This is a genomic window from Brevundimonas diminuta (assembly GCF_050310045.1).
In the GTDB taxonomy this organism is placed as follows: Bacteria; Pseudomonadota; Alphaproteobacteria; order Caulobacterales; family Caulobacteraceae; genus Brevundimonas; species Brevundimonas diminuta_F.
Window position 1 is genome coordinate 2,640,036 of the sequence record NZ_CP190005.1, and the last position, 21,911, is coordinate 2,661,946.

A 21,911-nucleotide genomic window follows, 5' to 3' on the forward strand; every position below is an offset into this window, starting at 1 on the left:
GAGGAGCAGGACATGAGCCGGAAACCTATGGCCACGACAGCAGGCGTCCAGACCCGCGCCGCCCTCTATCTTCGGGTCTCGACCGGGCGGCAAGCCGTCAACGATCTGTCGATCCCCGACCAGCGCCGCCAGCTCGAGGCCTATTGCGAAACCAAGGGATGGGAGACAACGGCGGAGTATGTCGAGCCCGGCAACACCGCCACGGACGACCGGCGTCCATCCTTCCAGTCGATGATCGAGGCGGCGCTGACCAAGCCGCCGGCCTTTGACGTGATCGTAGTGCACAGCTTCTCGCGGTTCTTCCGTGATCAGTTCCAGTTCGAGTTCTATGTCCGGAAGCTGGCGAAGAACGGGGTGCGGCTGGTCTCCATCACCCAGGAGCTGGGCGACGACCCCATGAGTGTGATGATGCGCCAGATCATGACCCTCTTCGACGAGTATCAATCGCGCGAAAACGCCAAGCACACCCTGCGAGCCATGAAGGAGAACGCCCGCCAGGGGTTCTGGAACGGCGCCCGACCGCCCATCGGCTACCAAATCGTCGCGGCAGAGCAACGCGGGGCCAAGATCAAGAAGAGGCTGGAGATCGACCCGCTCCAGGCTGAGACGGTGCGAACCATCTATCGCTGGGCGCTGACCGGCGACGGCTCGCAGGGGCCGATGGGGTTGAAGACCATCGCCACCAAACTGAACGAACAGAACATCAGAACCCGCGACGGCGGGCGCTGGGGCATCAGCACGGTCCACCAGATTCTGACGCGCTCCACCTACATGGGCGAGCACCGGTTCAACACCCGCGACCACAGGACCAGAACGCCAAAGCCAGAATCCGAGCACGCCGTGATGGCGGTGCCGCCCATTGTCTCGAAAGCGGACTACGAGGCTGTCCGTGCGCACCTGGCGTCGCGGAATCCGAAGTGGACGCCGCCGCGCGTCTCGAGCGGGCCAAACCTGCTGACGGGCATCTGCTTCTGCGGATTCAGCGGCGGCGCGATGACCTTGAGAACAGGAAAGGGCCAGGCGGGGGGCCAGTATCGCTACTACGCCTGTTCGACAAAAGCGCGGATGGGCGAGGCGGGATGCACTGGGTTGGCCGTCCCCATGCACAAGCTGGATGACGCGATCATCAACCACCTCGAGACCCGGCTGCTCGATCCGGATCGCCTCGCGGCGCTGATGGAGCAGCTTCTCGATCGGCGGGAGGAATGGGCCGACCAGCGGCGCGGGCACATTGCGGAGATGCGCAAGCGCGCGACAGAAGCCGAGGCCAAGCTCAACCGGCTCTATGAGGCCATCGAGAACGGGTTGCTGGCGCCGGACGATGCTTCGCTGAAAGATCGCGTCGCCGAACTCTCGGGCATCCGCGATCAGGCAAGGGCGGATGCCGATCGGATCAGCGCCTCAGTGGAGCGGCTGGCGCCGACGATCACGCCCGACGTCTTGAGCCGGTTCGCCACCGCTACACGGCGCAAACTGCGGGATCGCACCAGCGGCTATCGGCGAGATCACCTTCGCGCCCTGACCCAGCGGGTGGAGGTCATAAGTAAGACCGAGGCGCGCATAATCGGCTCGCGAACCGAGCTTCTGCGGGCCTTGGTGCCTAACGATGGTGGGAGTTACGCCGCCGCTGGCGGCGTTCTCGGTTTTAAACCGAAGTGTCGGGCGTCACATAAGGCTGGACTGCCCGATTAAGCCAATCAAGCACTTAGGCGTGCCGACGTCAGATGAGTTGGACTTGAACGGTCGCGAAAGATTGGACTAACCGATGACCTCGCCACAGATCATTGGACTTGGCGAGGCTATCAGATTTCTTTTCGCCAGTTCTGATCGAAGACGGGGACTTCGATGATGTCCTCGAGCCTTTCAGGCGACTTCCATATCCAGCCCTCTTCGCCGGATGGACCCGGCAGCGGCCGCAGGCCCAGATGGCGCTCGTAGTATTGAATCATGGCGCGTCGCCGTCTCTCGAAAGCAGACCTTTCCGGTGCGCCGTCCGGCAGCTTGCCTTCGTATTCCAGCGGATAAGCTTTCGCGATGATGATCGCTGTTTGCCGTCTCACTCGTCGAAAAAGCTCATGGACGACAGGAATCCAAACGCCAGATGTCCGTTGTCCAGGCTCCACCCAGAGACGATTCAATTCCAGAACCGAACCGTAACACGCGACATCGAACGGGAAATCGGGCCATGCAGATAGCAGGACCTCCGAAAGTTCGTGGGTCGCACTACTGTGGGCGTCCATCGCCTCCCAGAACCAACCGATTGAGATCAGCGGGATATCGTATTCAACGATCTGGCTCTGTTGCAAAGATTGGCGGCAGTCAGAGGTAGGCTGTCGCTCTGCGCCGATCAGGCGGCTGCTGCGAAATGGTGGTTGAGCATGCCCATGGCCTCCGTCAGCGCCGAGGGCCCAATGCCAAAAGCTCTCTCCACAAGGCGCACCTCGCCCCTGATGCCGGGCTGCAGGCACCAGGGGCGAGCCTGTCCTTTGCGCAGGGCTCGCATGACTTCGAATCCCTTGATCGTGGCATAGGCCGTGGGGATCGATTTGAAACCGCGCACCGGCTTGATCAGTATCTTGAGCTTTCCGTGATCGGCCTCGATCACGTTATTGAGATACTTCACCTGCCGGTGGGCCGTCTCCCGGTCCAGCTTTCCTTCGCGCTTCAATTCGGTGATCGCTGCACCATAGCTCGGCGCTTTGTCGGTATTGAGCGTGGCAGGCTTTTCCCAGTGCTTCAGGCCTCGCAGGGCCTTGCCCAGGAACCGCTTCGCTGCCTTGGCGCTGCGGGTCGGCGACAGGTAGAAATCGATCGTGTCGCCCCGCTTGTCGACTGCCCGGTACAGGTAGGTCCACTTGCCCCGCACCTTGACGTAGGTTTCATCCAGGCGCCAGCTCGGATCAAAGCCACGCCGCCAGAACCAGCGCAGCCGCTTCTCCATCTCCGGGGCGTAGCACTGGACCCAGCGATAGATCGTCGTATGGTCGACCGAAATGCCGCGTTCCGCCAGCATTTCCTCAAGGTCGCGATAGCTGATCGGATAGCGACAATACCAGCGCACCGCCCACAGGATCACATCACCCTGGAAATGGCGCCACTTGAAATCCGTCATCGTTCCGTCCGTCCAATCTCCGCCAAGCATGCTCAAGCTTCACGATTTTTGCAACAGAGCCCCGAGGTCTTCTTCCAGTGCCTTCACGCGGGCGCTGACGCTGGACTGTGCAACGCCGAGCGCATGGGCGGCGTGACGGAAGTTGAGATATTCGGCGACAGCGAGAGTGTGAACTAAGGTCATCATTGGCACTCGCCCCGAAAGGAGATGATTGCTCAACGGATTTAATCCGTCATTTCTCGTAAGTCTACGCATACCAATTCGCTATGACTCAATCACAATGAAGTTGCGAAAGGTCTGCGTAGTATTGGCAGACATATTAAATAGAGGATCGCGCCGACAATCCAAACCCAACCGTTCCATGCTCCTACGGTGGCAGAATAGAGTGCCGTGAAGCCAAGCGGTCCCGCGATAGAGCTTAGATTGGTGAGGCTTGTAAGCGTTCCCTGTAAAGCTCCTTGCTTGTTACTGCTGACATTATTTGAAAGCATTGCCTGCAAGGCCGGCATGCCAACACCTCCGGCGGCAAGCAGCAACAAAATCGGGAACACCATCCATCCCTGCGTGGCAAAAGCCAGAAGAATGAAGCCAGTCGCATCCGCAGCCATGCCAAACAGTAGCGTGCGCCGTTCTCCAAGCCGGCTTGAAAGAGGGCCGGTAACAAACGCCTGAAAAATCGCGTGTGTTGCTCCAAACGCCGCGAGCGACAAGCCAACGGTCGTGGTGTTCCACTGAAAACGATCCTCGCCATATATGACCCATAGGGCCGCAGGGACCTGGCCGATCAGTTGAATAATGAAGAAAACTGCGAAAAGGGCCACTAGCCCGCGCAATGCATCATCCAGCCGGACCAGAACGAATGGTTTGATGCGAACCGGCTTTCCGGTCTCGCCATCGCCGCGACGAGTCTCCCTGAGGAAAATGCAGGCTAGCAGGAACGCGAAGCCGTTGAGAAGGGCAGCGGCGATAAACGGAGCATGGGCAGAAATACCACCGAGCATACCACCAAGTGCTGGCCCGGCAATCATGCCTGCCCCATAACAGGCCCCCATGTAGCCGAACCAGCGTGCGCGAGAACCTTCCCCCGTCGAATCCGCAATGGTTGAGGCAGCTACAGCTCCGGTTGCGCCCGTGATGCCGGAGACGAGCCGGCCGATATAGAGCACCCATAAGACCGGCGCTGATGCCATAATCGTGTAATCGACTGCGGCTCCCGCAAGGGAAGCCAGAAGCATCGGACGCCGACCGTAAGCATCTGAAAATTGTCCAAGCACGGGCGCGAAGATGACCTGCATCAACGCATAGAGTGACAGCAAGGCACCATAGTGACCAGCGACCTGCTCCGCCGGCACAAGCTCGCGCAGAAGCGTCGGAAGGACCGGCATGATGAGGCCGAGTCCCATGGCGTCGAGACTGACGATCAGCAGGGCGATGATGGCAGAGCTGCGCACCTGAAACTCCAGCGCCGCTCAATGCGAGCGACTTTATCAATGATAAGGACATGGACATAGAACTTATCGGTGATAAATTGTCAAGCGTTGGCGAAGGAACGTGAATGACCAAACTGGACAAGGGCACCGTGATCGCAGCGGCGCTGGAGCTGCTGAACGAGGTTGGCATGGACAACCTGACGACGCGAAAGCTCGCTGAACGCCTCAAGGTTCAGCAGCCTGCGCTTTACTGGCATTTCCAGAACAAGCGCGCGCTGCTTGACGCACTGGCCGAGGCAATGCTGACGGAACGCCACACCCGCTCGCTACCCGAAGAGAACGAAGACTGGCGGCTATTCCTGAAAGAGAACGCCCAGAGTTTCAGAACGGCGTTGCTCTATTATCGCGACGGGGCGCGCATCCATGCCGGCACTCGACCGACAGAACCGAATTTTGGCGCTGCCGAGACACAAATACGCTTTCTCTGCGCGGCGGGCTTTGGTCCGAAGCACGCTGTTTGGGCGCTCCGGGCGGTCAGTCACTATGTGGTCGGTTCCGTTCTCGAGCAGCAGGCATCTGATGCCGATGAGAGAGTTCCGGACAGGCCAGATGTGTCCGAGCAAGCACCGTCGTCCTTCCTGCACGATCTGTTTCACGAGTTGGAAACAGACGGCATGGATGCTGCGTTCAATTTCGGACTCGACAGCCTCATCGCTGGTTTCGAGCGGCTGCGTTCATCTACAACAGATTAGAGGCTTATGCCCCTTTGCCGCCCCAACTGCCACGACACCGATCCGCTTTGCACGACGCCTATGACCTCACGGCCGAGCTGGCGGTCGATGACCGGCCGCCACGGGACAAGGGAAATGAGCGGTATCTTGCCGGACAGGATACCGCCATTCACAAGGTTTCGATGATTATTGCGCCGCATCGGAGCGGGCTTGCTTCCAGTCGTCTGCTAGACGACTGGCGACTTCTCGGTGGCAGCATCACGGGATCGAAGGAGCGCCAGCCCCAACGACACCAGCACTGCCATTGCCGTGGCGTAACAAATCACGGGCCACGCTGTATCGCCGTTTAACAGCGTCACCGCCAATGTCCCGACGATACTGACTATCAGGCTTTGGATGCAGAAGTAGAACGCAACCGCTGATCCAGCGATGTCGTCGAACTGCGCAAGTGCGCCGTTGGCGGTAACGGACACCGTGAAGACAATGCCGATCGCGACAACCCACATCGGCAGGATGAAGCTGAAAAATGACGGCGATCCGAAAAGTTGGCCGATCCCCAACAGGATCGCGCCGGAAACGAGCAACGCCATCCCGCGCGCTACGCATCCCGCGATACCCCATTTGGCAACGAAGGACTTTGCGAAGCGGGTTGTCGTGACCATGACCAGCCCGACAGTCGCGAAGGCCAAGCTAAATCCGATCTCGGAATAGCCGGCTTGGCCTATGAGAACACGGGGGGCTGTCGAGAAGAAAACGAAGAATGTGCCCATGCCGGCACTAAATCCGACCGTGTAAACCCAAAAGGCCGGACTCGCGAAGATCGGCAAAACAGATCGTTGCGTTCTGGCCTGATCCAACGGTCGGGTTTCATGCCACCTGAAACTGGCGTTTAAGAGTGCGAGCGAAGCCAGTGCAGCCAGTGTGATGAAGATCGCCTGCCATCCCCAAAACTCGCCGATCAGCGCACCGGCTATAGGGCCGAGCGCAGGCACGAACGCCAGCATCGAACTGAAAAGGCCGTAGATGACGGCACCTTCGGGACGATTGGCATATACGTCGCGCACGGTCGCGAAGGTGGCCACCAGCATGGCCGATGCTCCAACAGCCTGAACCAGACGAAACGCAACAAAGGCTAATGCAGTTGAAGAACAAGCCGCTCCCAGAGACGCAGCAACGAAAGCCGTTGCGCCTACAAGCAGGATCGGCCGTCGCCCGACGCGATCGGAGAGTGGCCCAAAGATCACTTGGCCCACACCGAGCATCACCATGTAGAGGCTCAACGTGAGTTGGATTATGGATGGAGTCGTGTTCAGGACGCCCGGCATCGCCGGAACGACTGGAAGATAAATATCCATCGCCAGCGAGGCGAGGATGTCGAAGGGAGCCATAAGCAGCAAGGCTGCCGGCAGCGTATAGGCCCACGCGGGGCGTGTGGTGGTCATGACGAATCAACCGCTCGATTAAGGATACCGGGCAGCGTCTGCTCGTCAGCAATCAGATGGGATTGGTCTTACAGAGCGCCGCAACAACAATTCTGATGTTGCGGCTTACTTGTCTGCTGACTTGGAATTTCCCATGCTGATGGCTCCACGATTACGAAATTGAATAGCAGCTCTTATCGAATTAGTTGTTGCGTTGCAATGCGGTATCGTTGGCTCCTATAGCCCCAACCCCCGCTGCCGCCCTAACTGCCACGACACCGAACCGCCCTGCATGATACCCGCGACCTCGCGGCCGAGCTGGCGGTCGATGATCGGCCGCCACGGGACAAGGGTGAACTCGTGGCTCTTTTCCACGATGGCGAACTTGCCGCTCGTTAGCTGGACAGTCCCGGTGAACTTGCCGCTGACACTCTCACCATCCTTGGCGGCGCGGAACGGCAGCGCCTTGCCCTCGGCCATCTCCGCACCGGCGCGCGCAACTTCCCGCTCGCGCAGGGTGGCGAGAAGATTGCGCCGGTAGAAGATTCGGCCGTCCCTGTTGCGCGTGGGCTCTGTTGCAAAGATTGGCGGCAGTCAGAGGTAGGCTGTCGCTCTGCGCCGATCAGGCGGCTGCTGCGAAATGGTGGTTGAGCATGCCCATGGCCTCCGTCAGCGCCGAGGGCCCAATGCCAAAAGCTCTCTCCACAAGGCGCACCTCGCCCCTGATGCCGGGCTGCAGGCACCAGGGGCGAGCCTGTCCTTTGCGCAGGGCTCGCATGACTTCGAATCCCTTGATCGTGGCATAGGCCGTGGGGATCGATTTGAAACCGCGCACCGGCTTGATCAGTATCTTGAGCTTTCCGTGATCGGCCTCGATCACGTTATTGAGATACTTCACCTGCCGGTGGGCCGTCTCCCGGTCCAGCTTTCCTTCGCGCTTCAATTCGGTGATCGCTGCACCATAGCTCGGCGCTTTGTCGGTATTGAGCGTGGCAGGCTTTTCCCAGTGCTTCAGGCCTCGCAGGGCCTTGCCCAGGAACCGCTTCGCTGCCTTGGCGCTGCGGGTCGGCGACAGGTAGAAATCGATCGTGTCGCCCCGCTTGTCGACTGCCCGGTACAGGTAGGTCCACTTGCCCCGCACCTTGACGTAGGTTTCATCCAGGCGCCAGCTCGGATCAAAGCCACGCCGCCAGAACCAGCGCAGCCGCTTCTCCATCTCCGGGGCGTAGCACTGGACCCAGCGATAGATCGTCGTATGGTCGACCGAAATGCCGCGTTCCGCCAGCATTTCCTCAAGGTCGCGATAGCTGATCGGATAGCGACAATACCAGCGCACCGCCCACAGGATCACATCACCCTGGAAATGGCGCCACTTGAAATCCGTCATCGTTCCGTCCGTCCAATCTCCGCCAAGCATGCTCAAGCTTCACGATTTTTGCAACAGAGCCAACGATCTTCACACCTCCGATCATTTCACCGTTTCGTTCGATGGAGGCGGACGTGAACCTGTGGCGAAGGCGAGAGACGTCCTCATCCTCCTCCGAAAAATCATCAAGGACATGCCACCTGCTACGACCAAATCGGGCCTGATAGCCTGGCGCTGGATCAGGCAAGGCTTGAGACAGTCGAATCTCCGGGTCGGCAGGACCGAACAAGCTTACTGAACCCGGTAGGCGTCTTATTCTGATTTGAGAGGTCAAAGGACACCCACTGGTTCAAGTGCGCGATTCGGGAGCGGGTTGATCCAGCACCTCATCAATGCACGCGATGGCGGCGGACCTAGCGTTCTCCTTGGTTCTTGCATCGCCGCGTCCGATGGGCGTGATTTGATCGGAACTGAAAGCCATCCAGGTAAAGCCGGGACGTCTGGGGCGAATGTCGTAGTAACGATCACGATGGGTAGGCATCAAAAAAAGCCTATCCACCGCGCTAGAACAATACAAGAACAAAATTCGACACTGCCCAGCGTGCCGCGTTTGCTGAGTCAGGTCGGGCGGCAGTCCTGGGACGATCCGTACACGCGCGATTGTCGCCGCCAGTTAAGGCCTGCGGACTTGATCGGCTGTGGGACTACGTCCGTTTAGGTGGATGATGGCTGTGTCGGGCGGCGCAAAATATGAAAACAAGCAATTTCAAAAGCCTGCGTTTTACTACGCCGCTGAAGGCGAACTGGAACTGCCGTAGAGCGCCAGACTAACATTCGCCTCCGTCACAAAAGCTTGGACTTCAAAGCCCAGAGTCAGGGGCGCCTCGAGGAGTTGTGGAGTTCGAGGTGTTGCAACGTCGGATTCCGCAGGAACCGATAGCAAGAGAAGATCGAAGGAACCGATCGTGAGCTTTCGTTCGCCCCCCGACCCGAATGAACCTCTCGATGCGGCCCGCTTTCTCGTGTCCAGCCAGTTCGCCAAGGCCGAGTTTGTAGATGATTATTTCGGCTTCCTGACGTGAGACAAGGTCGGTCCAAAGACCGATAATCTTCAACTGGTCAAAAATCGTGATTGAGTGGGGTCGCCCTTTATGGGAGGTGGACCTCAGCAGGTTTGCTTTCCGCATCAATTCGCGGGCGGTCTTGTCTGTTACACCAAGCTTGCGGGCCAAGCTGTTTAACGTGTCTGTTCCCGCCCGGCCCTGTGTCCGCTTTTCCTTTCTTGAGAAAACGCCGCACAGTTCGGCATGCGTGGTCATCATCGACCGAAAGTCGCTCCCAAAACTGGACCCCTTCAGCTCGCAGACCCGCCTATGCAGCCAGCCATAGAATTGGCTGATAGCGAACGTCACTTCTGTGGAAGAAGGCTTCAAAGAGGAACCTGCGGTGAATAGGCTCAGCTCAGCCATCATTGATGATGGACCATCGCGAATAATGGTGAACCCAACTTCGGTCCAACGGCGGCGGGCAGCGGTCCAACTGGCTTTCAAGCTAGACCGCTCAGCCCAGCCGAACTCGCGCATGCGTCCGAGCAACTCCGACATCTGAATAACTTCGGCGCAGCTGTAAGCGTCCAAATAGCTAATACCCCACCGCGGGGCACACCCCAGGCGTCCCAACACATAGCGAGCGAGAGTTTCCTGATGGCCCGCCGCCGGAGCCGCGCCTGCTAAGTCTTGGCCGCTGTGAGGAAGAACTCCGACCGACGGGTACCACCGGGCGAGTTTCTCTTGCGCTGACCCGTCGATCAAAAGCTGGTCGTGGAAAGGGCAACATTCCACAAAGGCAAGGTCGAACCAGTTCCGGTGATGCCGGCTCTCGCTTACGCAAGCGGGGCAGATTCGAACGGTGTTGAATGCCCACTGACTGGGATTGAACACCTCTCCCCGCAGAGTGACGCTTCCGGCAGACCGCTTCGGCGTGGAGGTCAGCAGCTCTTCAGCACCCCTGGTTGGCAGGACAGAGCAATATGTCAGAAGCTCATCGAAGTCGTAGTTGCGACCGTTGAGACCGAGAAAGGCGGCAAACGTCCTGCAGCTCACATGGCCGTTAATCGCGGCGAGACGCTGAAAGAAGCCATGTACAGGCTCATCCGGCAGCACCTGAGCGGGCCATGCGGGTACCGACGGAGCATTCACGGGGTCCACGCGTCCGGTTCCGTGGTCTTGGAGAAGATCGTCCGACTGCCACCCTGCTTCAATTGCCGATGTTTCGGTTTGGGTGTTGGCGCAACGCTCAGGTCGTGGGTGAACGGGTTGAAGGTCTGGTTGATCGGCTTGCGCGCGTCGTAGGCCGATGCAAAGTGCGCCAGCTCCAGCTTGGCCGCCCCATCATTGAGCGCCTCCGCGGCGGCGGCCTCGATATAGAACTTGAGGTGACCGATGTTGCCTTTCGTCGTCCAATGAAGGCGGGCGGCGAAGTCGGTATTGGCCAGGCCGGCTTCGGTCGAGAACGGCAAGCCGCGGTCAAAAGCATCGCACACCTTGCGGAAGGTCAGCCACTCATCGGTCCCCTGACCACCGTACGCTCGAAGTTGCTCAAACGGCAGGCCGCCTCGCCCGACGAGTTGGCTGTCAGCCTTGATCAGATCATAGGCGTTAGGCAGGCCGATGCAGACCACGGACAGGGTGTTCAAATCAACGATCTTCCGGAGTAGGCCGCGGCCGGCCCCCAAAAGCCGTTTGTCGTTCTCGCGGAACACCTGGTCGAACTCATCGAGCAGGACAAGTTCAACAGCTTGCGCCGCCAAAGCCTTCATTACCAAGGCGGCCAGCATGGGGTTCGTCATCCGCAGGGTGACCTGGAGCCCTAGGCTCGTGGCGAACGCCTCCAAAATTCCGCGTAAGCCGCCACCGCCTTCTGGCGGCATATCAACATAGACCACCGGGCGTATGACGCCGGTTTCCCCTACGGACGTCGAGAAGCGCGAGGCGTACTTCTTGGTCGCAAAGGTTTTACCCGTTCGGCTGTCGCCAATCACAGCTGAGATCGTGCCCCGAGCAGGGAGGCCGCCCTTAACAGGAAAGTGGAAACGTTCGAGCGCGGCGATTGTCTGAGTGAACTGTGGGTGCTCGACCACAAGGTCGCGGATTATGCGCTGCTTGTCGGAGGGCGTCATGCCAGTGGCCCTCCTGCAGCTATGTGTATTGCGAAGCCGCCCGTACTGCGAAGGAAGTCGAGGTCGTCGACTTCCTCATACGGTGCTTCAATGAAGGACGCCGGTTCGTCGGACGCCGGAAGCGGCTCTGGCGCAAGCAGGGCCTTCAGCGATGAGTGTTGATCGTTCGGTTTATCGACCTCGATCTTGCTGCGGTGACCGCGCATCTTGTCCGCTCCGATGAAGCGAGCGACGGCCTTCTCGACGCCGCGGCGTCCAGGGTGATGCAGTAGCTGCATTGCGAGATTGGCCAACGCCGCTTTCGCTTCCATGAGATCGTCGAGGGCGACGTTGCGGTTTGCGGCCTTGACGTTCGCCAACACCACCTGATGCTGATGCAGGGTCAGGCCTTCAGCGTATTTCCGGTGCCCCAAGGTCGCAGGAACCTGGATGGGCACGTTATCATACGGATTGACCACAACGATCTCACCAAGGTTTTGAGGATCGCGCAGCACCTTGTATCGGCTGGACGAACCTTCGCTGCTGCGACGGCGGTGCTGCGGGTGCTGGAGTAGCGCCGAGAGGGCCGGGCTTTCGTACTTGATATGATCCCAGACGATGCCGTCCTTCTGGATGGTGCGGTGATCGATCTGGCCGGCAAGGGCGATGAAGATGTCGCGTGACGGCAAGGGTGGGGTGACGAACCGCACTGCCTTCTCCTGCCAGGTCGCCAGCGGCTGAGCGCCCATGCCCCGGATTGGTCCAAGCGCTTTGGTGACATCGACGTGGTAGATTTCACAAATCCACTTCGTGAGGATGTGCCGAAACTGCTCGAGCGTGATGGCGGGAGCCCCGAGGTGCTCGTGTTCGTTGCGATCGACGACATTGCTGAGCGTCGTGCCGGGCAGGCGGTGTATCAGACCCGCTCCCAGTGTGCGGAAGAACCGTTCGAGCGCACCCTTCATCCACGGCTGGCGCGGCGGGCAGACCTGATGACTGAACCCGAGTTCCCGGCCAGCGTTGGCGATGCTATCGCCGAGGAAGTGCAGGGCTCCGTCCACGATGAGGGTGTCGATACGACCATAGCAGGGCCAGGCCGTCGTGATCGTTTCAGGTAGTTCCTTTGGATAGATGGTGTGCTTCAGGCCCTCCAGGAAGGACGCATAGCTGGGTCCGTCCAGCCCGACGCCGAACCCAAGGACCATGGCCGTCGCGCGGTCGCGGAAGCAAACAAGGTCCGGACGACCAACGACGAGGCCGCCGGCGTCGACCAGAGTAATGTCCAGTGTGCAGTGATCGACTTCGACTTCCTGATAAGGACGGTCCGGAAGATCGCGCGTGGCCCACGTGCGGTTATGTTTGCGAGCGTGGCCTTCTCCAAAGTGGGCAAGATCGACCACAAGCCGGCTCTCGTTTTTGCAGCGACGCTGGAAAGTGCGAAGCGACGGAGGCAGAAGGCGACCGGAGGGGTCGACGTAGCACTCGGGCAGGGAGAGCTTGTCGATGGTGTGACCTTCCTCTTCGTCGATCCGGCTGACTTCCTTACGGACAACCGCATAGGCGAGGTCGCAGTTCTGAAGTTGCAGCCAAGCTTCAAGGCCCACGTCAATTGCGCGGTCGAGATGAGCGGGCAGGCGACTGCCGCGCGTTCCCTTTAGGTCGTGGCGGTCCGAGTAAGCGGCGGTGCCAAAAGTTTCAGCCCAGGCTTCAAACTCATCCATCCAGTTGAGGACTGAGGTGAAGCCCGGCGCTGGCTCATCAAGCTTCTGGGCGACCGACGCGATCACGCTCAGAAGCGCCTTGCGCGATCGCGGCAGGCCCTGACAGGCCTGCACATACTCATGCTTGCGCAGGTTGGCCGCGCGCGCCTTTTCACCGATGACCACCGGCGAGAGCGGGGCCGGTGCTGCAACGACCTTCGACGATGCTTGATGGAGGTGGAAGCGGCCCTCGCCCTGCAACTGAGCAATCTCGTTGTCGCGAATGAGGTTCGTCTCGCCGGTCTCCATTTGCAGCAGCAGCCACTGTCCGGTCGAAAGACGCTGCTGGATCAGCCAGTTCACGCCATCCACCACCACCACGGTGTTCTGGCGGAAGGCGAACTGCGGGTTCGAAGAGGTAGGTGCAATGATCATCAGAGCGCCCAGACCTGGCTGGAGGGCGAATACGGCTCGGTCGTATCGACCTCCACCTTTCCCGCGAATGCGCACTTCATCACCGTCGTGAAGGTTTGCTCATAGCTGAGGCCAAGCTGAGCCATCACTTCGCTCAAGCCGCGGATCGAGATCAGCCCGTGCTCCGCGTCAAGAACCTGCAGGACAGCGAGCTCGGCCTTAGGGTCTGGCGCGCCGCAATGAGCCAACATGACCTGTGCGTTTGAGAGCTGAGGTTGGCGACGAATGTGCCGCTCGGTGATCAGCCGGAACTGTGCGTCGTAATCATCTTCATACGCGCGACGGATGTACGGCTCGAGCTTTGTCCAAGCAGGCTGTTCGGCCAGCGCGCTGGCTTTAACCTCGACGATGATCCGGCGGCCATCCCGCATTTTCAGAACGAGGTCGGGCACGTAATTGCGCCTTTCGAGCCCGTTCGCCGTCGGAACAAAATAGGTCAGGCGGTGACATTGAACCGCATAGGCTTCGACTTGCGGGTCAGCGCTGATGACTGCCTGCGCGTCACGCTCAAGCAAGCTTTCGAACGGAGCTTCGCCGAGAGCCTTAGGCGACGCGAACCAGCCCCGGATTGACGATGGGGGCGAGCGCCGCCGCGCGGTCAGGCGAAGCGGTTTAGCGCCCGGGACCAGTCCAAGACTGTCGTCGGACAAGGAAGAGCGCAGCGGCATCGGGCGCTGGCGGCTACGCTGGATGTCGAACATCGTCATTGGCCCGCACCGGCGCGGCGACGCGCCGTGAGCTCTTCGTCTGCGCGCGCCTGTTCTTTGCGGATGATCGCCAAGTGGCGCACACACGCCGCGCGGACGCTGGACATCATAGCGTCATACTTGGCCCACTGGGCGCGACGATCCTTTGCCATCTCGGCGTCTTCTGCGGCCGCCTGCGGCAGTTCGCTCTGCTTCCGGTCTTTTTCTCCAAACATCTTCAAGCCTCCATGTGGCGACCTCCGGGTCCATATCATTCGGAATTATTCTCGATGATATAGATTGTCAATGACCATTCAGAATTATTCTGTTAGATGGGTGGCATGGCGACAGCAGGTGAAATGATTGGGGTCATCGCAAACGCGATCGCGCGCCCCCAAGCGACGGTGACATCGTTCTATGGGGCGCTGAGAAAGGGGGGGCTCATCTCCACCACTGGGCGTGGTCGTAGCGCCCAGCATCTTTCATCGCTGGACGTTGCCCGCATACTGATCGTGATGCTGTCCGCCGACTCTCTGCATGAAGGCGAGGCGGTCACGCGTTTGGTCGGTGACCTTTGGCACGTTCGCGGGGATGAAGGTGATCTGGAGCCCCTTCAAGAGCTCCAGTTTGAGGTCGCGCTTTCGCGACTGATTGTTTTCCTAGCGGACATCCATCATGGCCGCGCAATCCAGGACGATGGCTTCCTGGGCAACTTGCTCAGCGGTGAAATCGGAGTTCGGGTCACCGCTACCCATTTGGTCGCCGAAATCATCGTCGGCTTGCAGATTACGGAGTTCTCGTCTTTTGAGGAATCGCCAGCGGTCTCATATCCGGATGACTGGGAGGGTCTGCCGATGCGTGACCGGCTCCTCCTGAGGGCGATGATGGAGGGCATGTCGGTCACGCGCGGGGTCGATCACACGGTTCTCAAGCTCATTGCCGCCGCGATGCCTTAAGCGTTCCCACCGCGACGTGCGATCGATGGGATCGACGGTCAACGTGATCGCCGGCTCCAAGGGAGGCTAAGGTGGGCTAAGCCGCTACACATGAGTGGAATGTCATCAAAGAGCCGGAGTCTTTTAAAAAGTGACTCCCAGGATTTTCTTTCAGAATCAGCTTTTTAGCTCGCTGCGTCATTCAACTTCTGGTCGCGGCCGCTATTCGATCACCGGCATGCCCTTGAAGATGGCCGGCGACGGCGGCGGACCGTCGGTCCAGTGCCAGGTCTCGCGGGTGCGCATCAGCTCCTGCGTGACCTGGGCGGGGACGGCCGGGATGTCGACCGGCGTCGGGGCGTAGGTGCCCGACGGCGCCAGATTCAATCGGAACCGATGGGGGAAGCCGCCGAAGCGCACTTCGATCACCATGTCGCGGAGCATGCCGTCGGGGATGACGATCTGTTCCGCCAAGATGGCGCCGCCATGGGCCGTGCCGGGGTCGATGGTCGTGGTTTCCAGCATGGTCCCCCCAGGGTGGAGATGGTCTGGTGCAGGCGTCGCTGGATGTGGTCATGCGACGCCTGTAACTGCCCCGAGGCGCTGCGGTAGGCGATGTCGTGGCGGCGCGGATGGTCCTCCAACTCCTGGAGTGTGAGGAAGTACTCCACCGCCGCGTCGGCCCAGGCCAGGTTCATCTCACGCTGGGCGGTCGTGCGCGCGCTGTGGCGCAGGTAGTCGAAATCCTCGACGCGGTAGGGCTGCCCATCCAGATAGAGGCGCACGTCCTCTGAGCCGATGTTGATCGGATAGCCGGAGGTGTTGAAGGCAGCGATGGAGAAATAGAACTTCTGCGTGTCGTTGTAGCGGACCGGCAGCAGCATGATCGCGCCCGACGGCCCGTTCGACACCATCAGAGCGTTGCCGCGCGAGAAGCGCACGCCCACGCCGTGGTCGGCGGTGGGGATCATCCGCACCTCCGGCGGCGGAGTAGAGGCGCAGCCCGCCAGAGCGATCAGGGCCGCGACGATCGCAGCCTTAGGAAGCATCGACTTCATCCCCATGACCGGCCCTCCGTCAGAACTGAACGGGCGTGCCGGCGATGCGGCCGCAGAACTGGTTCCAGGCGCCTTCGAAGTAGGCGGCGTTCAGTTCCTCGCCGCCGTCGATCAAGGCTGTGGCGTTCCCTGTCGTTCCAACGCCGGCCTCGAAGCGCTGAAAGCCCGACATGCCGCCATAGGCGTTTCGGCCGTTGACCTCGCCGCAGAACATGGTCGAGCCGTTGGAGTGTTCGATGCGGCGTACATTCCGGAACTGGGCTGACGACGGATCGCGCAGTTTATTCACAACCGCCTGACGCGCAGTGGCGCGAATGCGCGTCGGCGTCCAGTTCACGGGCGGCGTGCGGGCGCGTTGCGCTTCGACGCAGGCTGCATAGGCGCCGCTGGCGATGTTCCGCATCCGCGCCATCACAGCATTGGGGCTGCCGGGCGGGTAGCCGCCATTCGTCGAGCAGGCGTCGGTTTGTGCAGATGCGGCGCCTCCGAACGCAACGACCGCAGTCAGAACCGAAACGGCGAAGACGATCTTCTTCATCAGAACCCTCCAGATTTAATCTGTAGGATATATCCCGTGGTTTAACGAGCGGTGAAGCTGTCGCTTGCCGCCATGAACGGACGGGCGCTGGTGGCGTGGAATCTCAAGAAGCTGCGAACCGAACGCGGCATCTCACAGGAGCGCTTGGCTGCTGACGCGGGTATTGATCGTGCGTATCTCAGCGAGATCGAGCGCCAGTTGGGCAATGCGTCGGTCGATCTGCTGGATCGACTCGCGGGCGTACTGGGGGTGTCCGTTTCGGCGTTTTTCGTTCTGCCTGAGCAGGGGGAGGCTGAGCCGCGATCCCTACCGAGCGGCCGCCACCCGAAGTCCTAGGGCTGCTTCTGACAAAGCGGCGGTTGGCAAGTTCTGCTTTCAGTCAGGGAGTCGCCCAGCCACGAATTCTCAGGTCTGACGCCGCGAATCTATCTCAGCGTGTTGCCCGGAAGGAGTTCGGCCAAGTCAGCCTGATAGGTAGCCAGCCACCAAATCACGAGGATCAGGAAGATCGGGCGCAGGAGTGCGTTCAGGCTGGCCGTGAGGATCGTTTTGCCCATGAACCGTCCCACGGCACCCGCGCCGAGCCTGGCCTCCTGAAAACCTTCCTCGGTGGTGTGAGGGTGAAGCTTCCTCAACCATAGCACCCTCGCCCATTCCCCGAACGTGGGCGTGCCGTCGATGGAGGTCGCGTGTCCGTAGGCCGCCAGTGTTTTCAAATCCCTATCGAGCCTGTCGAGCAGGGTCGTGTATCCAAACCGGCCTATCGCGAGGTAGATGATGTCCTCCCTGGCCCGGATCGCATTCGACCGGGCGCCGTACAGCATGATCGCAACGGTGCCGTCCGCGCCGAGACTGTAAACCAGCCGGGGGCCTGTCTCGACAAGGAGTGCCGAGCCGTCTTGGGTTGCATCGAAGCGAAACGTGCGGCGATTTCCGAACCGGATCTGAAAGGTCTGATCCTCAACATACTCCGCATACAGACTGTACTCCGGCCGCAGACAGGATAGCCGTGGGATCGCATTCACCCTGGCCTCGAGGTCTTTCACTCGGCTCGCGAACACCGCGAACTCCGTCCGACCGGCAGCAGCCCGGCGGTAGCCTTTCACGAAAGGATCTTCCGCTGGATAGAGCGGAAGTTGAGGCGTGCGGCCCCAAGGCGGCTTTCGGATCGAGATTTTCAAGGGGTCCATGATGCCATCGTCGGTTGCACAGCCAATGAATGGCGATTCCTATGCATCTGTGAACCGGAGATGAGATAGGCCGGAACGGCGAACCAAACACATCCGCAACGGCACTCGCATGTACAAACGGCGACCCCGCCAAGAGTACATGTGTGGGGCGTTGAGGGACTCGCCGCGCGGCGCAATCCTCTAATATGCCCTGATCGCATCACGCCCACGTTGGGCCCTCTGGCGGGCTCGCGCGAACGTTCCGGCGACGGAGCTGAGGGCCGGAGCCTGCGAGCGGCCTCTGGGTTGTAGCGTCTTAAGGCCAAGCTGTTACAAGGGAAGTCTGACTCGGATAACTCGACTATGGGCACCGCCACACAGCATTCGGCCGAAGCTTCGGCCTTGGGTTTCTATTTCCAATCATTTGTCGGGTTGAGCACGCTCGTTGGCCTAGCCGACGACTCAGCGATCGTCGCCGTGGAGCGGGCCGACGACGTTGAGTTGAAGGTCAACAACGAGACGCTCCTGTTTCAGCTGAAACACTCAATGGGCGAAAATCCGCCAGCGGTGACTCTGGCTTCGCGGGCGCTGTGGCGCACATTCAAGGTTTGGATCGACCTGTTGCCGTCGCTCTCTCTGCCCGAGACCAGCTTCCATCTGGTCACGGTCGGAGAACTCTCCGCAAACAGCGAGCTGGGCGCGCTTCGGATGCCGAAGTCCAAACGTGACCCCCTCGTCGCCGCCCTGGTGAAAGAGGCCGAACGGGTGGCGCTCGAACGTGATGTGGCGAAGGCCGAAGGTAGGGCGCTCCCGCATGCGGATCGCGCGGACGGATGCGCGGCATTCCTGAAGTTGTCGCCGTCAGTTCGGCTCAATCTTGTTCGGCGCATCACTGTCGTCACCGGAGCGGCGACCATCGCCGAGATGGAAGCCGAGATCGCTGCCAAACTTTATCAGGTTAAGGCGGTTGACCGCCCGCAGATCGCGCGTTCCCTGATCGAATGGTGGGACCGTCAGGTCGTCTATTCCCTCTGCGGTCGTCGTCAGCGCTACATCGGCCGGGACGAACTGCTCCAGGAGATTGCAGAACGGATCTCGGACATTGAGCAAGATGTCCTCATGCCGGATTTTGAGCTCATGGCGCACCCGGCCGACTACCAGCCTGAAGGTCTGCTGACCCGGCAGATCAATCTGGTTGGAGGCGGCAACTCCGAAATCGCCCGGGCCATCCGCGAGGAATGGAGGGCCCGCCAGCAGAGGGCGAAGTGGATCGTTGATCGACCGGCTATGGCCTCGAAGATCGAGCGGCACGATGCGATCATGCGTGAGGAATGGTCCGACCGCCACGGCCGCATCGTGGACGATTGCGCGAGCGTGGGCGAAGAAGAGAAATGCGCCCAGGGCCTCGGATTGCTGCGCTGGACGCATGAGGACGCGCCAAAGTTCATCGAGCCGATCTCACCAGGATGGCAAGCGTCCTACTACGTCCGGGGAAGTTTCCAGGTTCTTGCGATCAACAGGGAAGTCGGCTGGCACCCTGACTTCGCCGAACGTCTCAAGGACGAAACCGAATGATTGCGCACGACGTCTACGCCGAGACGAACCCTGCCTGGGGGGCGTGGGTGCTTAGCAGCTTTACCAGAGGCTTCAACGAGGCCGGAACTCAGGGAGTCGACCTCCCGCTCGCCTATCTCGCTCTTCCAATCTGTCTGTCCGGTGATCTACTCTGCACGTTCGACGGCACGAACAAGAAGACCGGGCTACGCGAATGGATCGAACGGAATCCGCAGATCCAGCTGGAGCTTGGTGAGCGTCTCAACGGATCTCTTGGACTCGTCAGCGAGGCCGTGCGTTTCGGCTGTTTCACCAAGGTGGTCAAACTCGACATCGAAGGACGGCTGCTGCTCGGCTCGATGCCTTTGAAAACGGACCTTGCGAAGGGCCTATCACTCGAGCTCGCGGGGCCCGTCAAGCGCGCTGACAGACTTGGGTACTGGATGGGCATGGCCGGGTCGACCAAGACAATCTTTGATATTGTGGGGATCAGTCTATGAGCCGCTGGAACATCGCATCGATCTTCTTCCTCGGCCTGGATGGTCGGCAGCGCCTTGTGCCCTTCCAGCCCGGCCTCAACATCATCACCGGAGCATCCGGGACGGGTAAGTCCGCTCTCATCAAGGCGGTCGATTACTGCCTGGGATCCAGCGAGTGCGAGCTTCCCGCGCACATCCGACGTCACAGCATAGCCGTCGGGGTGAAGTGGGTCGCAGGCGACGAAGAGATGATCGTCGGGCGGATCATTCCGCCTGTCGGGCAGGACACCAGTCACAAGATGTTCGCCACCGCGGGACGTAACCTCCCCATCCCGACGACGCCTGAGGATTTTGAGGGCCCCGTTCCGCTGGCCGCTGGGAAGGCGTTTCTTGAGCGGGCGTTCGGTATCGGCGATCTTCCGGGAGAGCCCGACGATTGGGGGCGTATGCGCGGGCGCGCCACCGTTCGGCACGTCACGCCCTACATGTTCGTCACTAAGGAGGTCATCTACAGCGAGCAGGTCCTCCTTCATGGCCTCGAGCAGGCGGACAAGGCTCACGATATCGTCGCGACGATCCCGTACTTCCTCCGGGCCACGGATGAAGCCAGCGCTTTGAATGAACGTCGGCTCCGGACCCTCCAGCGTGATCTGGAGCGAAACGAGAACCGCAACCGTCTGCGCGCCACTGCCGACAGTGCGATGCGTACTCGAGCCTTCAGTCTTCTTGCGGAGGCGGAACGTCTCGGCGTAGCCACCACACCCTCAGTCGAAGCCGCGGATGCCGAACTTATCGGCCTTCTGGGACAGATCGCGACCTCTTCGGGCGCCGCGCGAACCCTTCCGAGCGAAAGCGAACTGTCTACTCTGCACCGCGAGAGACGGAATGTGCTGACGCGATTGTCCGAGGCGCGACGTCAGGTGGATGCCGCTCGCATTGCCATTCAGGATGTCTCTGGGTTTGAAACGACCGTGCTGCGGCAGCGCGAGAAGCTCGATCTCGGTGCGCACCTCGGACTGTCGGATGTGTCGGACCACTGCCCGCTCTGTTCTCAGAGATCGGACATCGGCGCTCGCACAGTGAGCGCGCTGCGGACGACCCTGGCGAAAGTCAGGGATGAGAGCGCAGCCGTGGAGCGGGTCAAACCTCGCCTCATCGACTACGACGGAAACCTCAGCCGGCAGATCGACGGATTGAAGCGCGAACTTCAGAGCGTCGATGACCGTATCGCCTCGTGGATGCGTCAGTCCGACGAAAGCCGCAGGCTCGCCGATCTGGCCGAGGTTCGCGCCCACCTTATGGGGCGCGTCTCCTATTTCCTCGACACGATGGGGGACGAAAACCGTCCGCAGACCATGGATCTGACGGTGCTCAGGGACCAGATCCGAGACCTGGAGGGGCTCGTCGATCCGGAAGCGCGAATGGTCAAGCTCCGCCTCGCCGAGCGGAAGATTTCCGAATACGCTTCCGAGGCCTTTTCTGAGCTGCCGACCATCGAGCCGTGCGTTGGGTCGGAACTTGATTTCTCGGCCACCGAGCCGAACATCGCGGTAATTGAGGCCGACAGCGCGGTGGTGCTGAAGATGTCGGACGTGGGCTCGGACCAGAACTACCTGGCCATTCACATCGCCTTGAATTTTGCGCTCCAGCGGTATCTGGAAAGGGTCCGGGCTCCCGTGCCTGGCGTTTTGATTTTCGACCAGATCAGCCGCCCCTACTTTCCTTCAACGGAAGGACAGAAACGCGACGAGCTCTCTATCTCCGACGGAGGTGACGATGAGGATGAAGACATCAGAGCCATGCGCCAGCACATGGAGTTCCTCTTCGCCGAGGTCGAACGTCGGAAAGATCTGCAGGTAATCCTGATCGAGCACGCCTATTTTGCAGACGACCCCCGGTATGTCTCCGCTACGCGCGAGCGGTGGACCCGTGCCTCTGGCAAGGGCTTGCTCCCTGCGGACTGGCCGGCGCGCCCCAGCGTCTGATGGCTTCGTCTATCGGCAGGCTGGCAGAGACCGTTTTGAGTATGTCTCGCTCTGGATCGGGATATTTTAGTGCAGGACCTCAGATAGCGCCAACAGGTTTCCCTCCTTGGCGACTT

Annotated in this window: 22 protein-coding genes and 2 pseudogenes; 7 read left to right on the forward strand and 17 right to left on the reverse strand. The window is 60.4% G+C overall.

Translation table 11 applies throughout. From position 1 onward, the window contains the following. Positions 1–12: 12 nt before the first annotated feature. Positions 13–1,692, forward strand: coding sequence for a recombinase family protein (locus tag ACORJG_RS12730; RefSeq protein WP_427789534.1), 1,680 nt, complete (start codon positions 13–15; stop codon positions 1,690–1,692). A gap of 110 nt (positions 1,693–1,802) precedes the next feature. On the opposite strand, the gene ACORJG_RS12735 is transcribed toward ACORJG_RS12730, so the two are convergent. The 4 genes from ACORJG_RS12735 to tet(G) are packed head-to-tail and all read right to left on the reverse strand — an operon-like array spanning position 1,803 to position 4,563. Further along, positions 1,803–2,306 carry a hypothetical protein gene (locus tag ACORJG_RS12735; protein WP_409019841.1) on the reverse strand — a complete coding sequence of 168 codons (504 nt, stop codon included), beginning with the start codon at positions 2,304–2,306 and terminating at the stop codon, positions 1,803–1,805. Positions 2,307–2,347: 41 nt separating this feature from the next. Beyond that, entirely contained in the window at positions 2,348–3,112 is a 765-nt protein-coding gene (locus ACORJG_RS12740) for an IS6-like element IS6100 family transposase (protein ID WP_001389365.1), read from the reverse strand. A gap of 39 nt (positions 3,113–3,151) precedes the next feature. Beyond that, positions 3,152–3,331: a helix-turn-helix domain-containing protein gene (locus ACORJG_RS12745; protein ID WP_427789540.1), complete on the reverse strand. Its 180-nt coding sequence runs from the start codon at positions 3,329–3,331 to the stop codon at positions 3,152–3,154. 56 nt (positions 3,332–3,387) lie between these two features. Next, positions 3,388–4,563, reverse strand: a complete 1,176-nt coding sequence (tet(G), locus tag ACORJG_RS12750) for a tetracycline efflux MFS transporter Tet(G) (RefSeq protein WP_409019843.1) — start codon at positions 4,561–4,563, stop codon at positions 3,388–3,390. 104 nt (positions 4,564–4,667) lie between these two features. Between tet(G) and tetR(G) the strand changes: the two genes are divergently transcribed. Continuing rightward, positions 4,668–5,294, forward strand: coding sequence for a tetracycline resistance transcriptional repressor TetR(G) (gene tetR(G), locus ACORJG_RS12755; protein WP_024353490.1), 627 nt, complete (start codon positions 4,668–4,670; stop codon positions 5,292–5,294). Here the strand turns inward: tetR(G) and ACORJG_RS12760 are convergent. The 9 genes and pseudogenes from ACORJG_RS12760 to ACORJG_RS12800 form a co-directional block, all read right to left on the reverse strand. Further along, positions 5,291–5,407: pseudogene (locus ACORJG_RS12760) on the reverse strand (DUF3363 domain-containing protein); the annotation flags it as partial. The gene tetR(G) and the pseudogene ACORJG_RS12760 sit on opposite strands and share 4 nt — an antisense overlap. Before the next feature lie 93 nt (positions 5,408–5,500). Further along, complete coding sequence (gene floR / locus ACORJG_RS12765) at positions 5,501–6,715, reverse strand: chloramphenicol/florfenicol efflux MFS transporter FloR (protein WP_409019844.1); 1,215 nt, start codon at positions 6,713–6,715, stop codon at positions 5,501–5,503. A gap of 216 nt (positions 6,716–6,931) precedes the next feature. Beyond that, a pseudogene (locus ACORJG_RS12770) lies at positions 6,932–7,267 on the reverse strand (DUF3363 domain-containing protein); the annotation flags it as partial. Positions 7,268–7,316: 49 nt separating this feature from the next. After that, complete coding sequence (locus ACORJG_RS12775; RefSeq protein ID WP_001389365.1) at positions 7,317–8,081, reverse strand: IS6-like element IS6100 family transposase; 765 nt, start codon at positions 8,079–8,081, stop codon at positions 7,317–7,319. An 839-nt stretch (positions 8,082–8,920) separates the two neighbouring features. Continuing rightward, positions 8,921–10,222, reverse strand: a complete 1,302-nt coding sequence (locus ACORJG_RS12780; protein ID WP_409019845.1) for a TniQ family protein — start codon at positions 10,220–10,222, stop codon at positions 8,921–8,923. Positions 10,223–10,254: 32 nt separating this feature from the next. Continuing rightward, entirely contained in the window at positions 10,255–11,238 is a 984-nt protein-coding gene (locus tag ACORJG_RS12785) for a TniB family NTP-binding protein (RefSeq protein WP_409019846.1), read from the reverse strand. Further along, entirely contained in the window at positions 11,235–13,352 is a 2,118-nt protein-coding gene (locus tag ACORJG_RS12790; protein WP_409019847.1) for a hypothetical protein, read from the reverse strand. The genes ACORJG_RS12785 and ACORJG_RS12790 overlap by 4 nt, the downstream gene beginning before the upstream one ends. After that, positions 13,352–14,098 carry a TnsA endonuclease N-terminal domain-containing protein gene (locus ACORJG_RS12795; RefSeq protein ID WP_409019848.1) on the reverse strand — a complete coding sequence of 249 codons (747 nt, stop codon included), beginning with the start codon at positions 14,096–14,098 and terminating at the stop codon, positions 13,352–13,354. Before ACORJG_RS12795 ends, ACORJG_RS12790 begins: the two co-directional genes overlap by 1 nt. Beyond that, positions 14,095–14,313 (reverse strand): hypothetical protein, encoded by a 219-nt coding sequence (locus ACORJG_RS12800; RefSeq protein WP_409019849.1) that lies wholly within the window; start codon positions 14,311–14,313, stop codon positions 14,095–14,097. The genes ACORJG_RS12795 and ACORJG_RS12800 overlap by 4 nt, the downstream gene beginning before the upstream one ends. Before the next feature lie 105 nt (positions 14,314–14,418). Between ACORJG_RS12800 and ACORJG_RS12805 the strand changes: the two genes are divergently transcribed. Beyond that, on the forward strand, positions 14,419–15,033 hold the full coding sequence (locus ACORJG_RS12805; protein ID WP_409019850.1) for a hypothetical protein: 615 nt from the start codon (positions 14,419–14,421) through the stop codon (positions 15,031–15,033). A gap of 201 nt (positions 15,034–15,234) precedes the next feature. Here ACORJG_RS12805 and ACORJG_RS12810 read toward each other — a convergent pair whose 3' ends face one another. Genes ACORJG_RS12810 through ACORJG_RS12820 form a run of 3 tightly spaced genes read right to left on the reverse strand, consistent with a single transcriptional unit; the run spans position 15,235 to position 16,608 of the window. Beyond that, positions 15,235–15,486: a hypothetical protein gene (locus ACORJG_RS12810; protein WP_409019851.1), complete on the reverse strand. Its 252-nt coding sequence runs from the start codon at positions 15,484–15,486 to the stop codon at positions 15,235–15,237. Continuing rightward, positions 15,438–16,076 carry a hypothetical protein gene (locus ACORJG_RS12815; protein ID WP_427789545.1) on the reverse strand — a complete coding sequence of 213 codons (639 nt, stop codon included), beginning with the start codon at positions 16,074–16,076 and terminating at the stop codon, positions 15,438–15,440. The genes ACORJG_RS12810 and ACORJG_RS12815 overlap by 49 nt, the downstream gene beginning before the upstream one ends. 13 nt (positions 16,077–16,089) lie before the next feature. Continuing rightward, the gene (locus tag ACORJG_RS12820; protein ID WP_409019853.1) at positions 16,090–16,608 is read right to left on the reverse strand and encodes a hypothetical protein; all 519 of its coding nucleotides are present in this window, start codon (positions 16,606–16,608) and stop codon (positions 16,090–16,092) included. Between the two features lie 51 nt (positions 16,609–16,659). Between ACORJG_RS12820 and ACORJG_RS12825 the strand changes: the two genes are divergently transcribed. Beyond that, positions 16,660–16,944, forward strand: a complete 285-nt coding sequence (locus ACORJG_RS12825; RefSeq protein ID WP_375854047.1) for a helix-turn-helix domain-containing protein — start codon at positions 16,660–16,662, stop codon at positions 16,942–16,944. Positions 16,945–17,033: 89 nt separating this feature from the next. Here the strand turns inward: ACORJG_RS12825 and ACORJG_RS12830 are convergent, their stop codons facing one another. Then, positions 17,034–17,714, reverse strand: a complete 681-nt coding sequence (locus tag ACORJG_RS12830) for a hypothetical protein (RefSeq protein ID WP_409019854.1) — start codon at positions 17,712–17,714, stop codon at positions 17,034–17,036. A gap of 426 nt (positions 17,715–18,140) precedes the next feature. Between ACORJG_RS12830 and ACORJG_RS12835 the strand changes: the two genes are divergently transcribed. From ACORJG_RS12835 to ACORJG_RS12845, 3 genes are read left to right on the forward strand one after another with little or no spacing between them, the layout of a single operon-like run. Then, positions 18,141–19,352 (forward strand): ABC-three component system protein, encoded by a 1,212-nt coding sequence (locus ACORJG_RS12835; RefSeq protein WP_409019855.1) that lies wholly within the window; start codon positions 18,141–18,143, stop codon positions 19,350–19,352. Then, positions 19,349–19,831: a three component ABC system middle component gene (locus tag ACORJG_RS12840; protein WP_409019856.1), complete on the forward strand. Its 483-nt coding sequence runs from the start codon at positions 19,349–19,351 to the stop codon at positions 19,829–19,831. The genes ACORJG_RS12835 and ACORJG_RS12840 overlap by 4 nt, the downstream gene beginning before the upstream one ends. Continuing rightward, positions 19,828–21,795, forward strand: a complete 1,968-nt coding sequence (locus tag ACORJG_RS12845; RefSeq protein ID WP_409019857.1) for a DUF3732 domain-containing protein — start codon at positions 19,828–19,830, stop codon at positions 21,793–21,795. The genes ACORJG_RS12840 and ACORJG_RS12845 overlap by 4 nt, the downstream gene beginning before the upstream one ends. Positions 21,796–21,911 lie beyond the last annotated feature (116 nt).